This is a genomic window from uncultured Marivita sp., assembly GCF_947488135.1.
Classification (GTDB): domain Bacteria; phylum Pseudomonadota; class Alphaproteobacteria; order Rhodobacterales; family Rhodobacteraceae; genus Marivita.
This window is the reverse complement of sequence record NZ_CANKYW010000002.1, coordinates 255,192-274,506: the sequence shown is the minus strand read 5'-3', so window position 1 is coordinate 274,506 and position 19,315 is coordinate 255,192. Positions and strand designations below refer to the sequence as shown.

Annotated in this window: 19 protein-coding genes; 12 read left to right on the top strand and 7 right to left on the bottom strand. The window is 61.1% G+C overall.

Annotated elements, in window-relative coordinates:
• Window positions 1-77 precede the first annotated feature (77 nt).
• The 5 genes from puhE (at window position 78) to Q1B16_RS08475 (ending at window position 4,848) form a co-directional block, all read left to right on the top strand.
• A complete protein-coding gene (puhE, locus tag Q1B16_RS08495; RefSeq protein ID WP_299786587.1) occupies window positions 78-899 on the top strand; it encodes a putative photosynthetic complex assembly protein PuhE in 822 nt (273 codons plus the stop codon).
• A complete protein-coding gene (gene hemA, locus Q1B16_RS08490) occupies window positions 889-2,103 on the top strand; it encodes a 5-aminolevulinate synthase (RefSeq protein WP_299786585.1) in 1,215 nt (404 codons plus the stop codon). The genes puhE and hemA overlap by 11 nt, the downstream gene beginning before the upstream one ends.
• 107 nt (window positions 2,104-2,210) lie before the next feature.
• A complete protein-coding gene (locus Q1B16_RS08485; RefSeq protein ID WP_299786583.1) occupies window positions 2,211-2,660 on the top strand; it encodes a cytochrome C in 450 nt (149 codons plus the stop codon).
• Window positions 2,661-2,793: 133 nt separating this feature from the next.
• On the top strand, window positions 2,794-4,116 hold the full coding sequence (locus tag Q1B16_RS08480; RefSeq protein WP_299786581.1) for a UDP-glucose/GDP-mannose dehydrogenase family protein: 1,323 nt from the start codon (window positions 2,794-2,796) through the stop codon (window positions 4,114-4,116).
• 69 nt (window positions 4,117-4,185) lie between these two features.
• A complete protein-coding gene (locus tag Q1B16_RS08475; RefSeq protein ID WP_299786579.1) occupies window positions 4,186-4,848 on the top strand; it encodes a sugar transferase in 663 nt (220 codons plus the stop codon).
• 106 nt (window positions 4,849-4,954) lie between these two features.
• On the opposite strand, the gene Q1B16_RS08470 is transcribed toward Q1B16_RS08475, so the two are convergent.
• Complete coding sequence (locus tag Q1B16_RS08470; RefSeq protein ID WP_299786577.1) at window positions 4,955-5,521, bottom strand: TlpA disulfide reductase family protein; 567 nt, start codon at window positions 5,519-5,521, stop codon at window positions 4,955-4,957.
• Between the two features lie 23 nt (window positions 5,522-5,544).
• Here Q1B16_RS08470 and argH point away from each other — a divergent pair, with 23 nt between their 5' ends.
• The 5 genes from argH to Q1B16_RS08445 all read left to right on the top strand — a co-directional run bounded on the left by argH (window position 5,545) and on the right by Q1B16_RS08445 (window position 11,535).
• Window positions 5,545-6,936 carry an argininosuccinate lyase gene (argH, locus tag Q1B16_RS08465; RefSeq protein ID WP_299786575.1) on the top strand — a complete coding sequence of 464 codons (1,392 nt, stop codon included), beginning with the start codon at window positions 5,545-5,547 and terminating at the stop codon, window positions 6,934-6,936.
• Complete coding sequence (locus Q1B16_RS08460) at window positions 6,933-7,106, top strand: hypothetical protein (RefSeq protein ID WP_299786573.1); 174 nt, start codon at window positions 6,933-6,935, stop codon at window positions 7,104-7,106. The genes argH and Q1B16_RS08460 overlap by 4 nt, the downstream gene beginning before the upstream one ends.
• On the top strand, window positions 7,106-7,423 hold the full coding sequence (locus Q1B16_RS08455; RefSeq protein ID WP_299786571.1) for a DUF2834 domain-containing protein: 318 nt from the start codon (window positions 7,106-7,108) through the stop codon (window positions 7,421-7,423). The genes Q1B16_RS08460 and Q1B16_RS08455 overlap by 1 nt, the downstream gene beginning before the upstream one ends.
• 197 nt (window positions 7,424-7,620) lie before the next feature.
• Window positions 7,621-8,886 (top strand): diaminopimelate decarboxylase, encoded by a 1,266-nt coding sequence (lysA, locus tag Q1B16_RS08450; RefSeq protein ID WP_299786569.1) that lies wholly within the window; start codon window positions 7,621-7,623, stop codon window positions 8,884-8,886.
• A gap of 36 nt (window positions 8,887-8,922) precedes the next feature.
• Window positions 8,923-11,535: a TIGR02302 family protein gene (locus Q1B16_RS08445; RefSeq protein ID WP_299786567.1), complete on the top strand. Its 2,613-nt coding sequence runs from the start codon at window positions 8,923-8,925 to the stop codon at window positions 11,533-11,535.
• 90 nt (window positions 11,536-11,625) lie between these two features.
• Here the strand turns inward: Q1B16_RS08445 and arfB are convergent, their stop codons facing one another.
• From arfB to Q1B16_RS08415, 6 genes are all read right to left on the bottom strand, one after another.
• Entirely contained in the window at window positions 11,626-12,051 is a 426-nt protein-coding gene (gene arfB / locus Q1B16_RS08440) for an alternative ribosome rescue aminoacyl-tRNA hydrolase ArfB (RefSeq protein WP_299786565.1), read from the bottom strand.
• A 261-nt stretch (window positions 12,052-12,312) separates the two neighbouring features.
• Window positions 12,313-12,942, bottom strand: a complete 630-nt coding sequence (locus tag Q1B16_RS08435; RefSeq protein WP_299786563.1) for a queuosine precursor transporter — start codon at window positions 12,940-12,942, stop codon at window positions 12,313-12,315.
• 91 nt (window positions 12,943-13,033) lie between these two features.
• Window positions 13,034-13,861 (bottom strand): esterase-like activity of phytase family protein, encoded by an 828-nt coding sequence (locus Q1B16_RS08430; protein ID WP_299786561.1) that lies wholly within the window; start codon window positions 13,859-13,861, stop codon window positions 13,034-13,036.
• A gap of 7 nt (window positions 13,862-13,868) precedes the next feature.
• Window positions 13,869-14,792 carry a penicillin-insensitive murein endopeptidase gene (mepA, locus tag Q1B16_RS08425; RefSeq protein WP_299786559.1) on the bottom strand — a complete coding sequence of 308 codons (924 nt, stop codon included), beginning with the start codon at window positions 14,790-14,792 and terminating at the stop codon, window positions 13,869-13,871.
• A complete protein-coding gene (locus tag Q1B16_RS08420) occupies window positions 14,789-16,129 on the bottom strand; it encodes an MFS transporter (protein WP_299786557.1) in 1,341 nt (446 codons plus the stop codon). Before Q1B16_RS08420 ends, mepA begins: the two co-directional genes overlap by 4 nt.
• 60 nt (window positions 16,130-16,189) lie before the next feature.
• The gene (locus tag Q1B16_RS08415; RefSeq protein WP_299786555.1) at window positions 16,190-16,735 is read right to left on the bottom strand and encodes a thioesterase family protein; all 546 of its coding nucleotides are present in this window, start codon (window positions 16,733-16,735) and stop codon (window positions 16,190-16,192) included.
• A gap of 142 nt (window positions 16,736-16,877) precedes the next feature.
• Between Q1B16_RS08415 and Q1B16_RS08410 the strand changes: the two genes are divergently transcribed.
• Entirely contained in the window at window positions 16,878-17,171 is a 294-nt protein-coding gene (locus Q1B16_RS08410) for a YggT family protein (RefSeq protein WP_299786553.1), read from the top strand.
• Window positions 17,172-17,253: 82 nt separating this feature from the next.
• Window positions 17,254-19,308 (top strand): DNA helicase RecQ, encoded by a 2,055-nt coding sequence (recQ, locus tag Q1B16_RS08405; protein ID WP_299786551.1) that lies wholly within the window; start codon window positions 17,254-17,256, stop codon window positions 19,306-19,308.
• Window positions 19,309-19,315 lie beyond the last annotated feature (7 nt).

Sequence of the window (19,315 nt, the reverse complement as noted above, 5' to 3'; positions counted from 1 at the left end):
CCAAGGGCGGCGACCGGGTGGGGGGCCAGCCCCCCACATCCCCGGCATATTTGGTAAAAGAAGAAGGACAAAGACGCGTGTTGAATGACCCCTGGATCGCCGCCCTCGTGGCGCTTTTTCTCTGGTGGTTTTCCACCGGGGCGATCCTCATGGTCGTGAAATATGCCGACCGGCATGGCCCGCGTTTTGGGCAAGTGCTCACTTGGGCGGCTTTGCCGGTGTTCTTTCTGGGCGGGTTCGGCATCTGGGTCACCGACTCCGTCGAAAGCCCTGCTGCGTCATATCACGCCTTTCTCGCGGCTCTGGCGCTTTGGGCCTGGATCGAGATCGCGTTCCTGACCGGTACGATCACGGGTCCAAACCTGCATGAATGCCGCGCGGACATCCCGGAATGGGAACGCTTCATCCGGGCCTGGGGCACCATTGCCTATCACGAGATGCTTTTGGCAGGCACCCTGATCGCGCTCTGGCTTGTCACGAAGGACGCCGTAAACACCTTTGGGTTCTGGACCTTCGCGGTCCTGTTCTTCGCCCGCGTATCCGCGAAACTGAACCTGTTTCTGGGTGTGCCGAAGATCAACACGGAATTCCTGCCCAAGCCGCTCGCCCATCTGCCCAGCCACTTCCGTCACGCCAAGATGAACTGGCTGTTCCCGATTTCGGTCAGCGCGCTGACCTTTGCCGTCGCGTGCTGGCTGGAGCGCATCTATTCCGCGCAAACCCCGGCCGACACGATCGGCTTTGCCCTGTTGGCGGCCATGACCGCGCTCGCTTTGCTCGAGCACTGGTTCATGGTGCTGCCGCTGCCCGACGAAAAACTCTGGCGCTGGATGATCCCGGCGCCCAAACCAAAACAAGAAGACAAGACGATACGAACGGAGGACGCCCATGGACTTTGACAGCTTGTTCAATGCCCAACTCGATGCCCTAAAGGAAGAGGGAAATTACCGCATCTTTGCCGAGTTGGAGCGCAAGTGTGGCGCCTTCCCGAAGGCCAAATCGCATGATGACGATTGCCCGGACGAGGTGACCGTGTGGTGTTCGAACGATTACCTCGGAATGGGCCAGCACCCCGCGGTCATCAAGTCGATGCAGGACGCTGTCGCCGAGAATGGCTGCGGTGCCGGTGGTACTCGGAACATCAGCGGCACGAACCACCAGCACAAGTTGCTCGAGGCGGAGCTGGCTGATCTGCATGGCAAGGAGTCGGCGCTGCTGTTCACGTCTGGCTACGTGTCGAACTGGGCCGCCCTGTCGACGCTTGGATCGCGCCTGCCGGACGCGGTGATCCTGTCGGACGAGTTGAACCACGCCTCGATGATCGAAGGCATCCGCCACGCGCGCTGCAACAAGGTCATCTGGAAGCACAACGATCCCGAGGACCTCGATCGCAAGCTGGCGGCGCTGCCGTCGAACGCGACCAAGATCGTGGCGTTCGAGTCGGTCTACTCGATGGATGGCGACATTTGCCCAATGAAGGAAATCGTCGAAGTCGCGGAAAAGCACGGCGCGATGACCTATCTCGACGAAGTTCACGCGGTTGGCATGTACGGCCCTCGCGGCGGTGGTGTTTCCGAACGTGAAGGGCTGGCGGACCGGATCACCTTGATCGAAGGTACTTTGGGCAAAGCGTTCGGCGTCATGGGCGGTTACATCACCGGGTCCGACGCGATGTGTGATTTTATCCGATCGTTCTCGTCCGGGTTCATCTTTACCACCGCGTTGCCTCCGGCGGTGGCCGCGGCTGCGCGCACGTCGATCCAGCATCTCAAGCAGAGCGACATGGAACGACGCAAGCAGCAGGAGCAGGTCGCCAAGCTGCGCAAGCGTCTGGACGATCAGGGCATTCCGCATCTGGACAACCCGAGCCACATCATCCCGGTGATGATCAAGGATCCGGTCAAATGCCGGATGTTGGCGGACATCCTGATGCAGGACTACGGTATTTACGTTCAGCCGATCAACTATCCGACGGTGCCGAAGGGAACAGAGCGTCTGCGATTCACGCCTGGCCCACTTCATTCCGACGCGGATATCGAACAGCTGGTTCAGGCGCTGGCAACCCTCTGGAAACAGTGCGCAATCGCGCATCAGGTCGCTTGACTTCGGACCTAACGCGGTTACGTCATGCGGAACAAACTCGGTTTGCTATTGGTTAACAGATCGATACGGCGCTATTGTGCGTCCGAACACGAAAGAGGAGTTCAACAATGAAGTTGATGATCGCAACAGCGGCCACAGCAATGACGCTCGCGGGCTCTGCATTTGCCGAAAGCCATGCAGGTTCCGGCGATGCCGAAGCGGGTGAACGTGAATTCAACAAGTGCAAATCCTGCCACATGATCGTGGCGGACGATGGCACCGAAATCGTAAAGGGCGGTCGTACTGGTCCCAATCTTTACGGCATCATCGGCCGTCAGGCCGGCACCGTGGAAGATTTCCGCTACGGTGACAGCCTTGTCGCAGCAGGCGAAGCCGGGCTCGAGTGGAACGAGGAAACCTTCGTTGCATATGTGCAGGATCCCAAGGGTTTCCTCGCCGAGTATCTGGACGACAGCAGCGCACGGTCCAAGATGTCGTTCCGCCTGCGGTCCGGCATGGAGGACGTCTATGCCTATCTCGTGTCCGTTGGTCCCGAGATGGAAGACACCGGATCGTAATCGATTCGATCTGAAAGACATCAGAGGGGCGCGCTGCCACAGCGCGCCCTTTTCTTTTGGGCGAACGCCCTGGTGGAGTTGACCCAAACAGACGCCCGGCGCAAAAAGCCTTCGATAGTGAAAGGGCAGTGCCATGAAGATTGCGATGATCGGGACCGGGTATGTGGGTCTTGTGTCCGGGGTGTGTTTCTCGGATTTCGGCCACAACGTTGTTTGCGTCGACAAGGATCAGCGTAAGATCGATATGCTCGAGCGGGGAGAGGTTCCGATTTACGAACCGGGCCTCGATGCTTTGATGGCCAAGAACGTCGAAGCCGGACGCCTGGAATTCACCCGCGACTTGTCGGCGGCGATTGATGGCGCCGAGGCGGTGTTCATCGCGGTCGGCACGCCCACACGACGCGGCGATGGTCATGCGGATCTGACCTACGTCATGGCTGCGGCAGAGGAGATCGCAAAAGCGGCCAAGGATTACGTTGTCATCGTCACGAAATCCACGGTCCCGGTCGGCACGAACCGCAAGGTGCGCGACGTGGTCGCCGCCGCCAATCCCGACCTCGATTTCGATGTCGCTTCCAATCCCGAATTCCTGCGGGAAGGGGCTGCGATTGACGATTTCATGAAGCCGGACCGCGTTGTCGTGGGCGTAGAAACAGATCGCGCGGCACAGGTGATGTCCGAGATTTACCGCCCGCTTTACCTGCGCGACTTTCCCATCGTCACGACCGATCTCGAATCCGCGGAGATGATCAAATACGCCGCCAATGCGTTTCTCGCCACGAAGATCACTTTCATCAACGAAATCGCGGCTCTGTGCGAAAAGGTCGGGGCAGATGTGAAACAGGTGTCCAAGGGCATGGGCATGGACAACCGCATCGGCAACAAGTTCCTGCATGCCGGGCCGGGCTACGGGGGGTCCTGCTTTCCCAAGGACACCAAAGCGCTTGCGCGGATCGGACAGGAACACGCCAGCCCGATGCATATCACCGAAGCGGTGATCGCGGTGAACGAAGACATCAAGCGCCGTATGATCGGCAAGCTTCAGGACCTTTGTGACGGGTCGTTCAACGGCAAGACGGTGGCCGTCTTGGGCGTCACGTTCAAGCCCAACACGGACGACATGCGCGATGCACCATCGCTCACGATCGTGCCCGCGCTGGTGGGCGGCGGGGCGAAAGTGCGGGTCTGTGATCCACAGGGTCAGCACGAAGGTGAGGCGCTTTTGCCCGGCGTGCAGTGGCAAGAAGATCCCTACCTTGCTGTAAAGGATGCCGACCTGTTGGTCCTTTTGACGGAATGGAACGAATTTCGGGCGTTGGATCTTGGCCAGATCGCGGGCAACATGGCCCGCCCGGTGATGGCCGACTTACGCAACATCTATAATGCAGACGTCGTGCGCGATGCGGGCTTTGTCGCGTATGTCAGCGTTGGCCGCGCTGGGTTTTCCGACGCCTGATCATTAACCAACGGTTAATCAAAGTTTCGGTAGGCTGGACCCAGACCTGATAAGAGTTCAGCCTGGCCTATGACCCGGAAATCGCGATTTCTACAAATATTGGCCGCGCTGGTGGTCCTCATCATCGCGTTGCCGGTGCTCTTGATGTGCGTGGTCCTGATCCTTGTCATCGACCGTCAACCGCCGCTGTTCGCGGCGCAACGGCTCAAGGCGGGGTGCCGTCCTTTCACGATGTGGAAATTGCGGACGATGCGCGGCGCGGATGACGGTTTGCCTACAGGGGCAGACAAAACCAATCGGATCACTCGGTTGGGTGCTGTGCTGCGTCGATTGAGGTTGGATGAACTTCCGCAGATTTGGAACGTGTTGGTAGGCGACATGAACTTCATCGGGCCACGTCCGCCAACGCCCGCCGCGGCCGCGCAATTTCCCGAGGAGTTTGACAAGATACTGTCGATCGCACCTGGCGTGACGGGTCTCGGCACCGTCAGCTTGGCGCTCGAGGAGCAGCGGATCATGGCGTCCTCGCGCAGTATGTCAGAGCTTGAAGCCACATACGTCACCAAGATTCTTCCCTGCAAGTTCCAGATCGAACATCACTATCGGGAACACAAATCGATTAGGCTCGATTGCTGGATCATGTGGAAGACACTCGCAGTTGTTCTCGCAAGTCCGAGCGGTGGCTCTATGCCGGGTAGGCGGTCTGTTATAGTTCAAGGGGCATATAGATAACGGCACGCGCGGGAGCGCTTTTGGCAGCTACGACAGGTAAAGCGCTGCGTGCCGTGTGGGCGTCCGGGGACCTGTGTGAACCTCCTGTCTGTTCAACTCGCGTGATTCAGCCTGCGCTGTCTTCACCCAGAATGGTGCGCAGGATTTCCTTGGCGTTGTCCGACGCCCAATCCGCATCGCCCCGCATGCGCGCCACTTCCTGACCTTCGGGATTGAGGATCACGGTGATCGGCAGACCCAGAACGCCCATCTCTCGCGCAAGACCGGATCCCGGATCGCGGTGCAGCGGCAGATTATCCACGCCGATCTCTTCGAAAAACGCCTCCATCGCCGGGGGCGGGTTACGACCTGTGGCGAGGGTCACGACCTCGAAACTGTCGCCGCCGAATTCGCGCTGCAATTCGGACAGCATCGGCATTTCTTTTCGACACGGCGCGCACCAGGTCGCCCAGAAATTCAGAAGCACCCATTTGCCCTGGTAATCCGCCAACGATATCGGTTCGCCGTCGAACGTGGTGAATTCCGCTGTCCCCGCAGCCTGCGGTGTGCTGTGGAAGGTCAGCTTTTTCATGTCACCGTCGCGCATCGCCTCGGCCTTGGCCAGATCGGCCAGCGCCGGGTTTGCAAGCGCAACGAGGCCCGTATAGAGGATGGCGGCAAGTAATTTCTTCATTTTCCCTCCGAAGGGGTAAGACCATGTCCGACAAATCCTCGAACCAGATGTGGGGCGGCCGGTTCGCCGCCGGTCCCGATGCGATCATGGAGGCGATCAACGCCTCGATCGGGTTCGACAAACGTATGGCAGCACAGGACATCGCCGGTTCAAGGGCCCACGCCGCGATGCTCGCCGCGCAAGGCATTGTTACACCTAGCGATGCCGAGGCGATGCGGGAAGGCTTGCTCACCGTTTTGTCAGAGATTGAAACAGGCGACTTCGCGTTCTCGACGGCTCTTGAAGACATTCACATGAATGTGGAAGCGCGTCTGAAAGGGATCATCGGCGAACCGGCGGGGCGGTTGCACACCGGTCGGTCACGCAACGATCAGGTCGCGACGGATTTCCGGCTCTGGGTGCGAGATCAGCTCGATGCGGCGTCTTCGGGCCTGACAGCCCTCATCAGCGCTTTGGTGGCGCAGGCCGAAGCCGGGGCGGACTGGGTCATGCCGGGCTTCACCCATCTTCAGACGGCGCAGCCGGTGACGTGGGGCCATCACATGATGGCATACGTGGAAATGTTCGCACGCGATCTGTCCCGCGTTCAGGACGCGCGCAAACGTATGAACGAGTCTCCGCTTGGGGCAGCCGCGCTGGCAGGCACGTCATTTCCCATCGACCGGGATATGACGGCACAGGCGCTGGGTTTTGATCGGCCGATGGCCAACAGCCTCGACGCCGTCAGCGATCGGGACTTCGCCTTGGAGTTCCTGAGCGTGGCCAGCATCAGCGCCATGCACCTCAGCCGCTTTGCCGAAGAGCTGGTGATCTGGTCCTCGGCGCAATTCCGTTTTGTGACCCTGTCCGACCGGTTCTCGACCGGATCGTCGATCATGCCACAGAAAAAGAACCCCGATGCGGCAGAGCTGATCCGCGCCAAGATCGGGCGCATCTTTGGGGCGAATGTTGCGCTGATGATGGTGATGAAGGGTCTCCCGCTCGCCTATTCCAAGGACATGCAGGAAGACAAGGAACAGGTCTTCGATGCCGCCGACAACTGGATGCTGGCGCTCGCTGCGATGGAGGGCATGGTCAAGGACATGACCGCCAATCGCGCCAATCTCGAAGCCGCTGCCTCTGCCGGGTTTTCCACCGCGACCGATCTGGCGGATTGGCTTGTGCGCACGCTCGACCTACCTTTCCGCGAGGCGCATCATGTCACCGGGTCTCTGGTGGCGATGGCCGAACGGAAAGGATGCGATTTGCCGGATTTGACGCTGCAAGACATGCAATCGGTCCATGCGGATATCACCGCGGATGTATTCGAGGTTCTGGGCGTTCACAATTCTGTCGCCAGCCGCACCAGTTATGGCGGCACCGCGCCCGTGCGTGTCCGCGAGCAGATCGCCCGATGGAAAGAGGTGTTGGAATGATCCGGAGCGCGCTTGTCCTCGCGGTTTTCGCCCTGGCGGCCTGCGGTGCGGACGGGCCACCCTTGACGCCCTCGGTCGCCACGACCGTGTCGGTCGGGTCCGGAGGTGTTCACACATCGACGGGGGTGAGCGTCAGCTCTGGGCCCGTGACGATCGGAGGCAGTTTCTGATGCCCCCGATGCGCTGGATATACCTCGCCCTTGCCATCTGGGGCGCGATACACCCGATGTATTACTTTCTGTCCTGGTTCCAGGAAAACGGCTGGAGCCTGAGCGCGATGATCGACGCATGGTACGTCAATGACGCGACCACCGGTTTGACTTGGGACCTGACCATCGCTGCCGTATCGCTGACCATCTGGATCATCGCCGAAGTGGCCGTGCGCCGGAACTGGACGGCCCTGATCGCCATTCCCGCGACCTACTGCATAGGCGTCAGCTGCGGTCTGCCGCTGTACCTCTTTCTACGGTCCAGACCTGTCACCTGATCATATCGTGCGGGCCTGTGGCCCGCTCAGGTAATCTCCGCTTCGCTCCGGATTGGCGCCAGGTGGGTCAGGTCAACCAATTGACGAACACGGGAACAAGGCAAAGTCGCGTCCGCATATTTGTGAAAAGAAGAAGCAGGGGGTGGCGCCAATCTATCGGCTGCGCTACTGCGGCGCGGTCTGATCTGGAGGCGATTGTGGATCATTTTCTTTATCGTAACGGTGAACTCTACGCCGAGGACGTTCCCGTGTCCGACATCGCTGCCTCGGTTGGCACGCCGTTTTACCTTTATTCCACCGCAACGCTGACTCGCCACTTCCAGCTTTTTGACCAAGCCCTGGACGGCATGGACCACATGGTCTGCTACGCGATGAAGGCGGCTTCGAACCAGGCGATCCTCAAGACCCTGGCTGATCTGGGGGCCGGGATGGACGTGGTGTCCGGGGGTGAATACGCGCGCGCCAAGGCAGCGGGCGTTTCAGGCGATCGTATCGTCTTTTCCGGCGTTGGCAAAACCCGGGCCGAGATTCGTCAGGCCCTGGAAGGGGGCATTCGCCAGTTCAACGTCGAAAGCGAACCCGAAATGCGGGTTATCTCCGAAGTTGCCACCGCGCTCGGCAAGACCGCGCCGATCACTGTGCGTGTGAATCCGGATGTCGACGCCAAGACGCACGCCAAGATTGCGACCGGGAAATCCGAGAACAAGTTCGGGATCCCGATTTCGAAGGCGCGCGCCGTTTACGCCGAGGCGGCGGCGCTGCCGGGGATCGAAGTGATCGGGATCGACGTGCATATCGGATCGCAGTTGACCGATCTGGAGCCCTATGAACTGGCATACCGCAAGGTGGCGGAGTTGACCGAGCAGTTGCGCGCTGATGGGCACACGATCAAGCGGCTTGATCTGGGCGGTGGGCTGGGTATTCCTTACGCGCGCAGCAATGAAGCCCCGCCGCTGCCACAGGACTATGGCGCCTTGATCAAACGCACCGTGGGCCATCTGGGCTGCGAGATCGAGATCGAGCCGGGTCGGCTCATCGCCGGAAATGCCGGGATCCTGGTCAGCCGGGTCATCTATGTGAAGCAGGGTGAGGGGCGTCAGTTTCTGATCCTCGACAGCGCGATGAACGACCTGATCCGACCCGCGATGTACGACGCTTATCACGATATTGTCCCGGTGGTCGAAGCGGCCCCCGGCGTGGAGCAGCAACCCTTCGACATCGTCGGTCCTGTCTGTGAATCGGGTGACACCTTTGCCAAGAATCGCATGATGCCGCCGCTTCAGGCCGGAGACCTCGTGGCGTTCAGATCAGCCGGAGCTTACGGCGCGGTGATGTCCAGTGAATACAACACGCGCCCGCTTGTGCCCGAAGTTTTGGCAAAGGGCGATCAATTCGCTGTCATCCGCAAGCGCCCGGACTTTGACGAAATCATAAACCGAGATACCATCCCCCCATGGCTGTGAGGTTTTCGCTTGCGGTCAGCTGACCGGGAGATCGGAATGTCCGCACGGGATCACTTGCCTGCCGAAATCGACGCCGCGTTGCGTCGGCCCCTTTTGCTGACGCGTCTGGGGATGGCTGCGGAATCCGCTGTGCGGTCCTTCTGGCCGCTTTGGTCGGTTCTGTTCGCGGTTCTCGCCTTCCTGATGCTGGGTTTGCAGGATTATGTGCCTGTCGAAGTGGTGTGGACCGTTCTTGGCGTATCGGCGCTGACGGGTCTCTGGGCGCTCGTCAGGGGCGTCCGCAGGTTTTCATGGCCGTCGCAATCCGCCGCCTTGGCACGGTTGGACGCGACGTTGCCGGGCAATCCGATCCTTGCCTCGATGGACAGCCAGGCGATTGGTGCGCACGATCCCGCCTCGCTTGCCGTATGGAATGCACACCAGAAGCGGATGGCGGCACGTCTGAAAGACGCAAAAGCGGCCGAGCCGGACCTGCGCGTGTCCAAGGCCGATCCTTTTGCGCTTCGCTATGTGGCCGTTCTGGCTTTTCTTGTTGCCGCGATCTTTGGCTCGGTCCTGCGCGTGCAGACCGTTTCGGCGATGGGTCCGACCGGGTCTGACCTCGCGTCCGGGCCAACCTGGGAAGGCTGGCTGGAGCCTCCGCATTACACTGGGTTGCCGTCGATCTACCTGAACGACATCCGTACGGCACAGTTGGAAACGCCCGAAGGCAGCCGCATCACTCTGCGGTTTTACGGCGAAGTCGGTGCGCTCAGCGTGACGGAAACCGTCTCGGGCAGCGTCTCACCGACCGCCACCGAAGAGGACTTGATTGCGGCCTCCATCAACACCGCGCAGGAATTCACCGTCGCGCAATCCGGCGAGCTTGAGATTTCGGGCACCGGCGGTCGCGCGTGGGATATTGTCGCGACACCCGATCAGGCGCCCGAAGTGATGCGCGACGGCGAGATCGAGGTCAGCTACGAAGGCGAAGCGCAGATCCCGTTCACCGCGAAGGACGATTACGCCGTCGCCGAAGGCATGGCCCGGATCGAACTGGCGCTGGACGAGGTTGATCGCCGCTATGGCCTGCGCATCGATCCTGAACCGCGCGCGCTAATCGAAGTGCCGCTTCCCATGCCGATCGCCGGTGATCGGTCCGAGTTTACGGAAACCCTGATCGACAATTTCTCGGAACATCCTTGGGCGAACCTTCCGGTGACGATCAGCCTGACGGTCACGGACGAAGCGGATCAGATCGGTGAGACAGCGGGTGAAGTGATTTCCCTGCCCGGACGGCGGTTCTTCGATCCAATGGCATCCGCCATCATCGATCTGCGACGGTCGCTTCTGTGGAATCGCGAAAACGCGGGCGATATCGCGATGCTGATGCGCGCCATTTCGCACCGTCCGGACGATGTTTTCCGGTCCAGCACCGACTTCCTCCGCATGCGCACTATCATGCGCCGGGTCGAAGCGCTGTCCCAGGTGTCGATGACCGACGATCAACAGGCGGAAATCGCGCAAGCCATGTGGGATCTGGCGCTGCGTTTCGAAGAGGGTGATCTCGAGGATGCGCTTGAACGGCTGCAACGCGCGCAGGACCGCTTGGCCGAAGCAATGCGCAACGGCGCGTCGGATCAGGAAATCGCGGAACTGATGCAGGAGCTGCGGGAAGCGACCGATGATTACCTGCGCCAGCTCTCCCGTCAGGCGCAGCAGGACCAGCAGAACAATCCCGATCAGGAAATGACTCAGAACCAGAACATGATGGAGATGAGTCAGAACGACCTGCAAGAAATGATGGACCGCATCCAGGAACTGATGGAGCAGGGCCGCATGGCCGAAGCGCAGGAAGCGCTCGAACAGCTGCGTCAGATGATGGAAAATATGCAGGTCACGCAAGGTCAGGGCCAGCAGGGCCAATCGCCCGGCGAACAGGCGATGGAGGGTTTGGCCGAGACACTGCGGGAACAGCAGGGCCTGTCGGATCAGGCATTCCGTGATTTGCAGGAGCAGTTCAACCCCGGTCAACAGGGCCAGCAGGGCCAACAGCCCGGTCAGCAACAAGGCCAGGGTCAGCAGCAAGGACAGGGCCAACAACCCGGCCAGCAGCAGGGTCAGGGCCAAGGTCAGCAAGAGGGCCAAGGCCAGAACGGTCAGGGTCAGAGTCTTGAGGAAAGCCTCGCCGACCGCCAGCGCGCCTTGCGGCAGGAACTCAATCGCCAGTCCCAAAACCTGCCGGGTGCGGGTACCGAGGCCGGTGATGCCGCCCGCGAAGCTCTGGATCGTGCCGAAGGAGCGATGGAAGGTGCCGAAGAGGCGCTGCGCGAAAACGATCTGGCAGGTGCCATCGACAACCAGTCCGAAGCGATGGAAGCGCTGCGCGAAGGCATGCGCAACCTTGGCGAAGCGATGGCCCAGCAACAGCAGCAGGGTCAGGGCCAACAGGGCATGGCCGAGGGCGCAGATCCCGGCCAGCAGCGCGATCCTCTGGGCCGCAATGTCGGCTCCAACGGGCAGATCGGCTCGGACGAGAACCTCTTGCAGGGGGAAGACGTTTACCGTCGCGCCCGCGAGTTGTTGGATGAAATACGCCGCCGCTCGGGCGACGGTGAACGCCCCGAAGAAGAACTCGAGTATCTCGAACGCCTGCTTGACCGTTTCTGACCGCCTGGGCTTCTTTGGGCTACAAATACCTCGGGGTCTGGGGCAGAGCCCCAGCCGGTCGGATTGGCAACGCCAATTCGACCCTACAAGTCAGGTTCCGTCTGGGTCGACCCGTCCGCGCAGCGACTTGACCTCGCCGCGCACTTTCTTCGCCTTCAAGCGCCGCTTTTTCGACCCGAGAGTCGGCTTCGTTGGCACGCGGCGCTTTGGTGGGCGCAACGCTTGCACGATCATCTCTTTCAGACGATCTCGCGCGATATCGCGGTTGCGCGCCTGTGATCGGGTCTCGTCCACCTGCAAGACCAGCGCACCTTCTTTGGTCCATTTCCGACCCGCAATGCGGCGCAACCGGGCCTTCACTGGACCGGGCAGGTTCGGCGACCGCTCGGCCTCGAACCGCAGTTCCACGGCGGTCGACACCTTGTTGACGTTTTGACCGCCCGGGCCGGAGGACCGGATGAACTGTTCCGTCAGTTCCCAGTCCTCGATCGTGATGCTGTCTGAAATCTTGAGCATGATCATCCACATAGCGCGGCGGCGCGCATACAAAAAGGGTCGCCGATGTGGCGACCCTTCGAGACTTACGGAGGTGGGGTCCGGTTAGGTTCCACACCAATTCGATGGGTTCATCACCCAGGGGCTGCCCTAGATGTGTGCCTCTCGAACTGTTCCGACACCTCTCTCCAATACCTCTCTCGACACTGGATCACCTCCTTTCAGCTGTTGATAAAACGCACCTTCAGCGTGACAGGGTTTGCCCACGGTGCAACAGTTTTCTTACGTCAACGCCGAGTTTTCGCGAAATCGAAGCACGATGAGTCGAAAAGGTATCAGTGCGATCAAGGCCAAGGCGATTTTCACCATCCAATCCGCGACGGCCAACGACACCCAGAGCGGTACAATCGGCCCGGCCCCCAGAAGCGGCAGCATCTCGCCTGCCCAGGACACATCATTTTCGGGCTCGATAAAGGTCAAAGCGCCGGAGAACGCGATGCTGAAGAACAGCGCGGTATCAATCGACGCGCCGATCAGCGTGGAGGCCAAAGGCGCGCGCCACCAGACACCGCTACGCATCTTGTCGAAGATCGCAACATCCATGAGCTGCGCTGTCAGGAACGCGAGCCCGGACGCCAGCGCGATCCGGAACGTCACCAACGGACCGAACTCCCCTTGGATCTGGGTGCCGACAAGCGAACAGAACACTCCAACGATGAAGCCCGCAAACACCACCTGGCGGGCGGCACTCGGCCCGTAGAGGCGGTTCATGAGGTCGGTGACAAGGAAGGCCAGCGGGTAGGTGAACGCCCCCCAGGTCAGCCAGTTTCCGAACAGGAATTGAACAAGGATGTTCGACGCCAGCACGATGAGCGCCATCGCGATGATGCCAGGGATATGAGCGCGGGTCATTGTGACTCCCGTTTTGCCAAGGTTGCGGGGACTTGATTCCCGACGGACGGGAATGGCGCGACGCTTAAAGCGACACTTCGGCACAGGCAAGTCAAATGCTGACAGCGTATTCGACGATTTCGGTTTTCTGGAAAAACTGGAAGTTGTCGTCCGACACCATCGTCAGGCGCAGCGACCCGTCCTCAGCTTGCCATACCGCAAGCCCTTCGAGGTTGTCATGCCGCCGGGTCGCGCTGGTCAGAAGTGTCTCGCCTTCGGCGTCATCCTCGCCTGTCAGATCGAACCGACGCACCCGGCTGTAAAATCCGAACCCGCCAAAGCCCCGTTCCAACACGTAAAGCCGACCATCCGGCCCGATATCCGCCCCGGTTGGCAGATACCCATTGCTACGCGTGATCGACATGGGCTGATCCCATCCCGCTCCTTCGCGATATCGGAACACCGGGAATGGCTCCTGCAATCCGTCCGACACTTCCGGGATTGCATAGACCGCGTCGTCCGGTCCGATCGCCAATGCCTCGAGCCCTCGATTTGGCGGCAGGGCATCAATGGCAGGGTAGGCCGGCAGGGTCGCCCAGCTGCCATCGCTCTCGCGTCGGATCACGCGGTTGGCGTTTTCGAGAGCGAGGTACAAACGCCCTGCGCTATCGCGCGCCATTCCCTCGGTGTCCCGTTTCAGAGGCTTGTCGAACAGATCGTCCGAGAAATCCAACGGTGCGATCTCGGTGCTGCGGATCCCGATGATCCGGCCTTCATGGCGAAAAATTGTGCCTTCGATCACATGCGCACGGTCGCTCAACAGGACAAATCCTGCACCATCGGGTGCCAGCGTGATGGCGGAATAGCCGCCAAAGTCTTCCCGATCCTGTGTCCAGTGATAGGACGACAGGAACCGGGCCAAGGGCATGTCCTGGGTCAAACCGGTATCAGTTCGACGACAGCACGGCGGCGCATTGCGCGGGCAGGTCGCCCAACGTCAATTCGCGGCGCGGTCTTGGAGGAGGCGCATTGGGATCGGGCGGCGGTGGGTTGAGGATATTGTTCACCCAGGCCTGTGCATCGTCACAGCCGTCACCCGGTGGCGGCGGATCCTGATCGACACAGCCCGACATGCCGCGCGGACAGTTCAGCCGCACGTGGAAGTGGTAATGATGCCCGTACCACGGCCTGATCTTGCGCAGATAACTGCGGTCGCCGGTCTCGGCGTTGCACATCGCGACCTTGGCACCCGGGAAGACAAAGATCCGCGCGACACGCGGGTCGCTGGCGGCTGCCTTGATGATGTTGTGGTGTGATTTGGTCCATCGGTCGTTGGTGAACGCGCCACTGGAACGCCGCATGGAAATCGACGAGATATTCTCACGCTCAGTTCGGCTGAGGTTCAACCGATCCGTCGGGCGCATCCAGATATCCGCGTCCAGCCCGATCTGATGGCTTGCATGCCCAGTCAACATCGGACCACCGCGCGGCTGACTGATGTCGCCGATATACAGCCCGTTCCAACCGGGTTCGCGCGCGGCGATGCGCGACAGGTCTTGCAGGAAATCCACCGTGACCGGCAGGCCCCAGTTCCGGTTCCGCGACAGCCGCATCGCTTGCCATGTCGGGCCGGTCTCCGGCAATTGCACCTGACCGGCGGCACACCCCTTGGAGTAGCTGCCATAGGCTGCCGGCGACTGCCGAGAGCCGACATCCATTCCGCCGAACAGCTGTTTCGCCTGGCGCGTGCTCAGAACGCCCGTCACGCGAGGCGCCTCTGCCGCATTCGTTTGCGCGCTGCGCGGCGCGTCACCGCTTCCGCAGGCACTCAGGAAAACCGCAAGTGCAAGTCCTATGGAAAACCGTTTCATGCCACTGCCCACTGCCCGTTTGGTTTGACCCAGACTAACAACACAAGCCCGATCAGGAAAAGCCCTATCACCGGGCTGACCCCCAATTGCTGTGAACCGGTAAGATATGTCGTCACTCCGATCAGCAGAGGTGCCAGGAAACTGGTCGCTTTCCCCGAAAGCGCGTAGAGACCGAACGCTTCGGTCATACGCTCCGGGTTCGCCTGTCGCACCATCATCGTGCGGCTTGCCGATTGCAGCACACCACCTGCCGCGCCGATCACCGCGCCGATGATGTAGAACGCGATGTCGGGAAGGCTGGACCCTTCGGCCAGTGACACGCCGAACATGGTCTCTCGCGAAATCAGGACGATGGACACTCCCACCGCCGTCAGGACCACAATACACACCGCGATCACCGGCTTGGGCCCAAAGCGGGAATCCGCCATGCCGCCCCCCCAGGCCGCCACTGCGCCCGCGATGATGGCGACAATGCCGAAAATCCCGACATTCTGCACACTCCACCCAAGCACACCCGCCGCGTAGATGCCGCCGAACGCGTACATCCCGTTGAGTGCATCGCGGTAGAACATTGCCGATCCGAGGTAGGCAAACAGTGACCGCTCTTGCGGCAAGCGGCGCAGCGTGTTGACCAAATCCCGTAACGCCAGCCTCACCGCGCCTTTGGGGGCAGGATGCGCCTTCGGGTCGCGCACGAAGAGGAAGAACGGCACCATGAACACGATGAACCAGATCGCCGTCAGCGGCCCGACAAACCGCGTGCCTTCGCGCGCCTCCGCATCCAGCCCGAAGGCAGGCTCCAACCCGATCAGGGTGCGCCCCGTCTCGGCATTGTCGGCAAAGAACAGCAGCATGATGACCAACGCCACCAACCCCCCGACATAGCCGAAAGCCCAGCCGTTGCCGGAGATGCGTCCGATCTCTTCGCGGGTGCCCAGATCGGGCAGCATCGAATTGGTAAAGGTGGTCGCGAACTCCATCCCGATCATGCCGATGGCAAAGAATGTCAGGATCAGGACAAGGCTGTAATCTCCGGGCGCGGCCAGCCAAAGCCCACCCGCACCGACCACGTACATCACCGAAAACAACCAAATCCAGCGGAGCCGATTGCCCCCGGTATCCGCCAGCGCACCAAGCACCGGGGCCAGTAATGCGATCACGATGCCCGCAGCACCGATGCCGAACCCCCAGGCTGATTGCGCGGCGGTGCCATCGCCCATCAATTCCTTGATGTAGGGCGCAAAGATAAACGTGATCAGAAGCGTGTTATAGGGCTGACTGGCCCAGTCGAAAAAGAACCAGCCCCAGATCCGTTTCCGCAATGTCACGTCCGCCATGCCAACACCCCTTTTCGGGGTTATGGGTGCGAAAAGCGCACCCGGCAAGCGCCGTATCGCCTAGGCCGCGTCCTGCATCGGGGGCCAGGGACGCATATCCTCGGCCTCGAGCCATTTTGCCACCCAATCGGGCATCTCCGGCGACGGCGTTTCCGCCAGCCCCATCGCGGCGACTACGCGCTCGGTCGGCACGATGCCGTTGCGATCGGTCACGGCAGATCGGTACACCGCATGGTTCGCGCATTCGCCGTTCTGCTTCCACATCGACTGTTCGATATAGATGAACCGCGCATCCCAGCACAGCATCCGGCTGCGCATCTCGAAACGCTCGAATGTGCGGATGCGGCGACGGTACCGGACAACGACACCCGCCATCGTCAGTCCCCAGCGCTCCTTGCGGATCATCCCGATCAATCCGGTGACCTGAGCCAGAGGAATCCGCCCAAGGTCATAAAGCGTCAGCGTCCGCCCGTTGTTGAGCTCCATCCACATGTCGATGTCCCACGGCCAGCAGCGGTGCTGTGACACATAGGTGCCAAACGGACCCAGCTTTGGCGCCTTGCGCGCTTTCCAAATGCCATGGGCCATGCGGATAAAGGGATACACCGGAACACTCCTGCCGTTTCGTGCTTAGTTGACCTGACAAGCGATCACGTCAACCGCGACCTCGCGGCAACCAGCCGTCACTTGTTCTCTGCGTCGCTTGCGCCTACCTCTTGGGCAATCTTGGCCAAAGGAAGTTCGTTCGATGCAATCGCTCTACCAGATCCTCATGCTGCTTCTCGATGTGGTGTGGTTCTTCATCATCGCCCACGTCATCATGAGCTGGCTGATCAATTTCCAGGTCCTGAACCTGCGTCAGCCCATCGTCGCCCAGATCTGGGACGCGCTGAACCGCATCCTCGAACCGATGTATTCCCGCCTCCGCCGAGTTCTGCCCCCGATGGGCGGCATCGACCTCGCCCCACTGGTGGCGCTCATCGGCATCTACATCATCCGTATCGTGCTGACGAACAACGCGGGCTGGTTCTACAGCTTCTGACGCGGCTAAGGCTTGTTCACGCATCCTTAGTATGAGACTGTCAGGTTAAGAGCAGATATAGTAAGAACCTGACAGGTCACCCATGCCCCGCGATCTATCCGACGCAGATACAATTCTGCGGGATGTCTTTGGATTCGACAGCTTTCGTCCCGGCCAGTCCGAGATCGTCGATGCCGTGGCGCAAGGCGACAATGTGCTGGCCATCATGCCGACGGGTGGCGGCAAATCGCTCTGTTTCCAGCTTCCTGCATTGGTCCGTCACGGTGTTACGGTCGTCATTTCCCCGCTCATCGCGCTCATGCGCGATCAGGTGCGCGGCCTGCGCGAAGCGGGTGTCAATGCGGGCGCGCTGACCTCGGCCAATACGGACGAAGAAAACGACGCCATCTGGGATATGCTTCATTCCGGCGACCTGAAGCTTCTGTACCTTGCCCCGGAACGCCTTGCCTCGGGCGGCACGCAGCGGATGCTGCAACAGGCAGGTGTGTCGCTGATTGCCGTGGACGAAGCCCATTGCGTCAGCCAGTGGGGCCACGATTTCCGCCCCGATTACCTGCGCATCGGCGAGTTGCGCCGCGCCCTTGATGTACCGCTTGCCGCTTTCACCGCGACGGCAGACTCTGAGACGCAGGAAGAGATCGTCAATCGCCTCTTCGATGACCACCCGCCCACGACCTTCCTGCGCGGGTTCGACCGGCCCAACATCCACCTGATGTTCGCCCCAAAGAACAAGCCGCGCGACCAAATCCTGCAATTCGCCGCCGCCCGCAAGGACCAGTCCGGCATCATCTACTGTGGCACCCGTGCCAAGACGGAAACACTGGCGCAGGCTCTCAATGCCGAAGGGCACACCGCCTGTTTCTATCACGGCGGCATGGACCCCGACGCACGCCGCAGCGTTGAGTCGCGCTTTGCCACCGAAGACGGCTTGATCGTGGTCGCCACGGTTGCTTTCGGCATGGGGGTCGACAAACCCGACATCCGCTGGGTCGCCCATGCCGACCTGCCCAAATCCATCGAAGCCTATTACCAGGAAATCGGCCGCGCCGGCCGCGATGGCGCGCCTGCCGAAACCATGACGCTCTATGGTTCCGACGACATCCGCCTGCGCCGCTCGCAGATCGACGAAGGCAACGCGCCCCCCGAACGCCGCCATGCCGATCACGGCAGGCTCAATGCGCTTCTGGGTTTGGCCGAGGCGCAGGAATGCCGTCGCAAGACTTTGCTTGGCTATTTCGGCGAAAGTGACATCACCTGCGGCAATTGCGATCTGTGCGACAAACCGGCCGAGGTTTTCGACGGCACCGAAGCGGTGCGCAAGGCGCTGTCTGCCGCCCTGCGCACCGGCGAAAGCTTTGGCGCCGGGCACCTGATCGACATTCTGCTGGGCACCAAGACCGAGAAGGTGCTGGCGCGCAATCACGACCAGCTTCCGACATTTGGCGTCGGCAAGGATCTGAAACGCGGCGAATGGCAGGCGGTGTTCCGACAGATGATGGGGCACGATCTGATGCGCCCGGATTCCGAACGCCACGGTGCGTTGGTGATGACAGACGCCGCCCGCCCGATTCTGCGGGGCGAGGCGTCGATCAACCTGCGCCGCGACAGCATCGAGGCGGCCAGCGAACGCCGCCCGCAGGTCCGCACACTGGTCAGCGACGAAGACGCGCCGCTGCTCTCTGCGCTCAAGGCCAAACGCCGCGCGCTGGCAGAGGAACAATCGGTCCCGGCCTACGTCATCTTCCCCGACAAGACGCTGATCGAGATGGCCGAAACCCGGCCCGCAACGCTTGACGACATGGCGCGCATCAATGGCGTCGGGGCCAAGAAGCTTGAACGCTACGGGCGGGCCTTTCTCGAAGTGATCGCTGGCGACGTGCCCGAGGCGCATCCTGCCCGGCGCAAGCTGGCGAGCCGTGGTGCCGGCGGCCTCTATGACGCATTGCTCGAAGCGCAGGCGCAACTGGTACGCGGGGGTTGTGGCACGCTCAAACCGATGTCCTGTGAAGCCGGGCAATTGGCCAAGCTTGCCCAGAACAAACCGCGCGATGCCAGCGGGATCGCGCGTATCATCGGCGACCGGCGCGCCGACCGCTTTGCCGACACCTTTCTGGACGTTCTGCGCAACGCGGACTAGATCACCG

Bases quoted from the DNA above. Each gene is read 5' to 3' on its own strand.
- hemA (WP_299786585.1), top strand. From the start codon at position 889: ATGGACTTTGACAGCTTGTTCAATGCCCAACTCGATGCCCTAAAGGAA.
- Q1B16_RS08485 (WP_299786583.1), top strand. From the start codon at position 2,211: ATGAAGTTGATGATCGCAACAGCGGCCACAGCAATGACGCTCGCGGGC.
- Q1B16_RS08480 (WP_299786581.1), top strand. From the start codon at position 2,794: ATGAAGATTGCGATGATCGGGACCGGGTATGTGGGTCTTGTGTCCGGG.
- Q1B16_RS08475 (WP_299786579.1), top strand. From the start codon at position 4,186: ATGACCCGGAAATCGCGATTTCTACAAATATTGGCCGCGCTGGTGGTC.
- Q1B16_RS08470 (WP_299786577.1), bottom strand. From the start codon at position 5,521: ATGAAGAAATTACTTGCCGCCATCCTCTATACGGGCCTCGTTGCGCTT.
- argH (WP_299786575.1), top strand. From the start codon at position 5,545: ATGTCCGACAAATCCTCGAACCAGATGTGGGGCGGCCGGTTCGCCGCC.
- Q1B16_RS08460 (WP_299786573.1), top strand. From the start codon at position 6,933: ATGATCCGGAGCGCGCTTGTCCTCGCGGTTTTCGCCCTGGCGGCCTGC.
- Q1B16_RS08455 (WP_299786571.1), top strand. From the start codon at position 7,106: ATGCCCCCGATGCGCTGGATATACCTCGCCCTTGCCATCTGGGGCGCG.
- Q1B16_RS08445 (WP_299786567.1), top strand. From the start codon at position 8,923: ATGTCCGCACGGGATCACTTGCCTGCCGAAATCGACGCCGCGTTGCGT.
- arfB (WP_299786565.1), bottom strand. From the start codon at position 12,051: ATGCTCAAGATTTCAGACAGCATCACGATCGAGGACTGGGAACTGACG.
- Q1B16_RS08435 (WP_299786563.1), bottom strand. From the start codon at position 12,942: ATGACCCGCGCTCATATCCCTGGCATCATCGCGATGGCGCTCATCGTG.
- mepA (WP_299786559.1), bottom strand. From the start codon at position 14,792: ATGAAACGGTTTTCCATAGGACTTGCACTTGCGGTTTTCCTGAGTGCC.
- Q1B16_RS08420 (WP_299786557.1), bottom strand. From the start codon at position 16,129: ATGGCGGACGTGACATTGCGGAAACGGATCTGGGGCTGGTTCTTTTTC.
- Q1B16_RS08410 (WP_299786553.1), top strand. From the start codon at position 16,878: ATGCAATCGCTCTACCAGATCCTCATGCTGCTTCTCGATGTGGTGTGG.
- recQ (WP_299786551.1), top strand. From the start codon at position 17,254: ATGCCCCGCGATCTATCCGACGCAGATACAATTCTGCGGGATGTCTTT.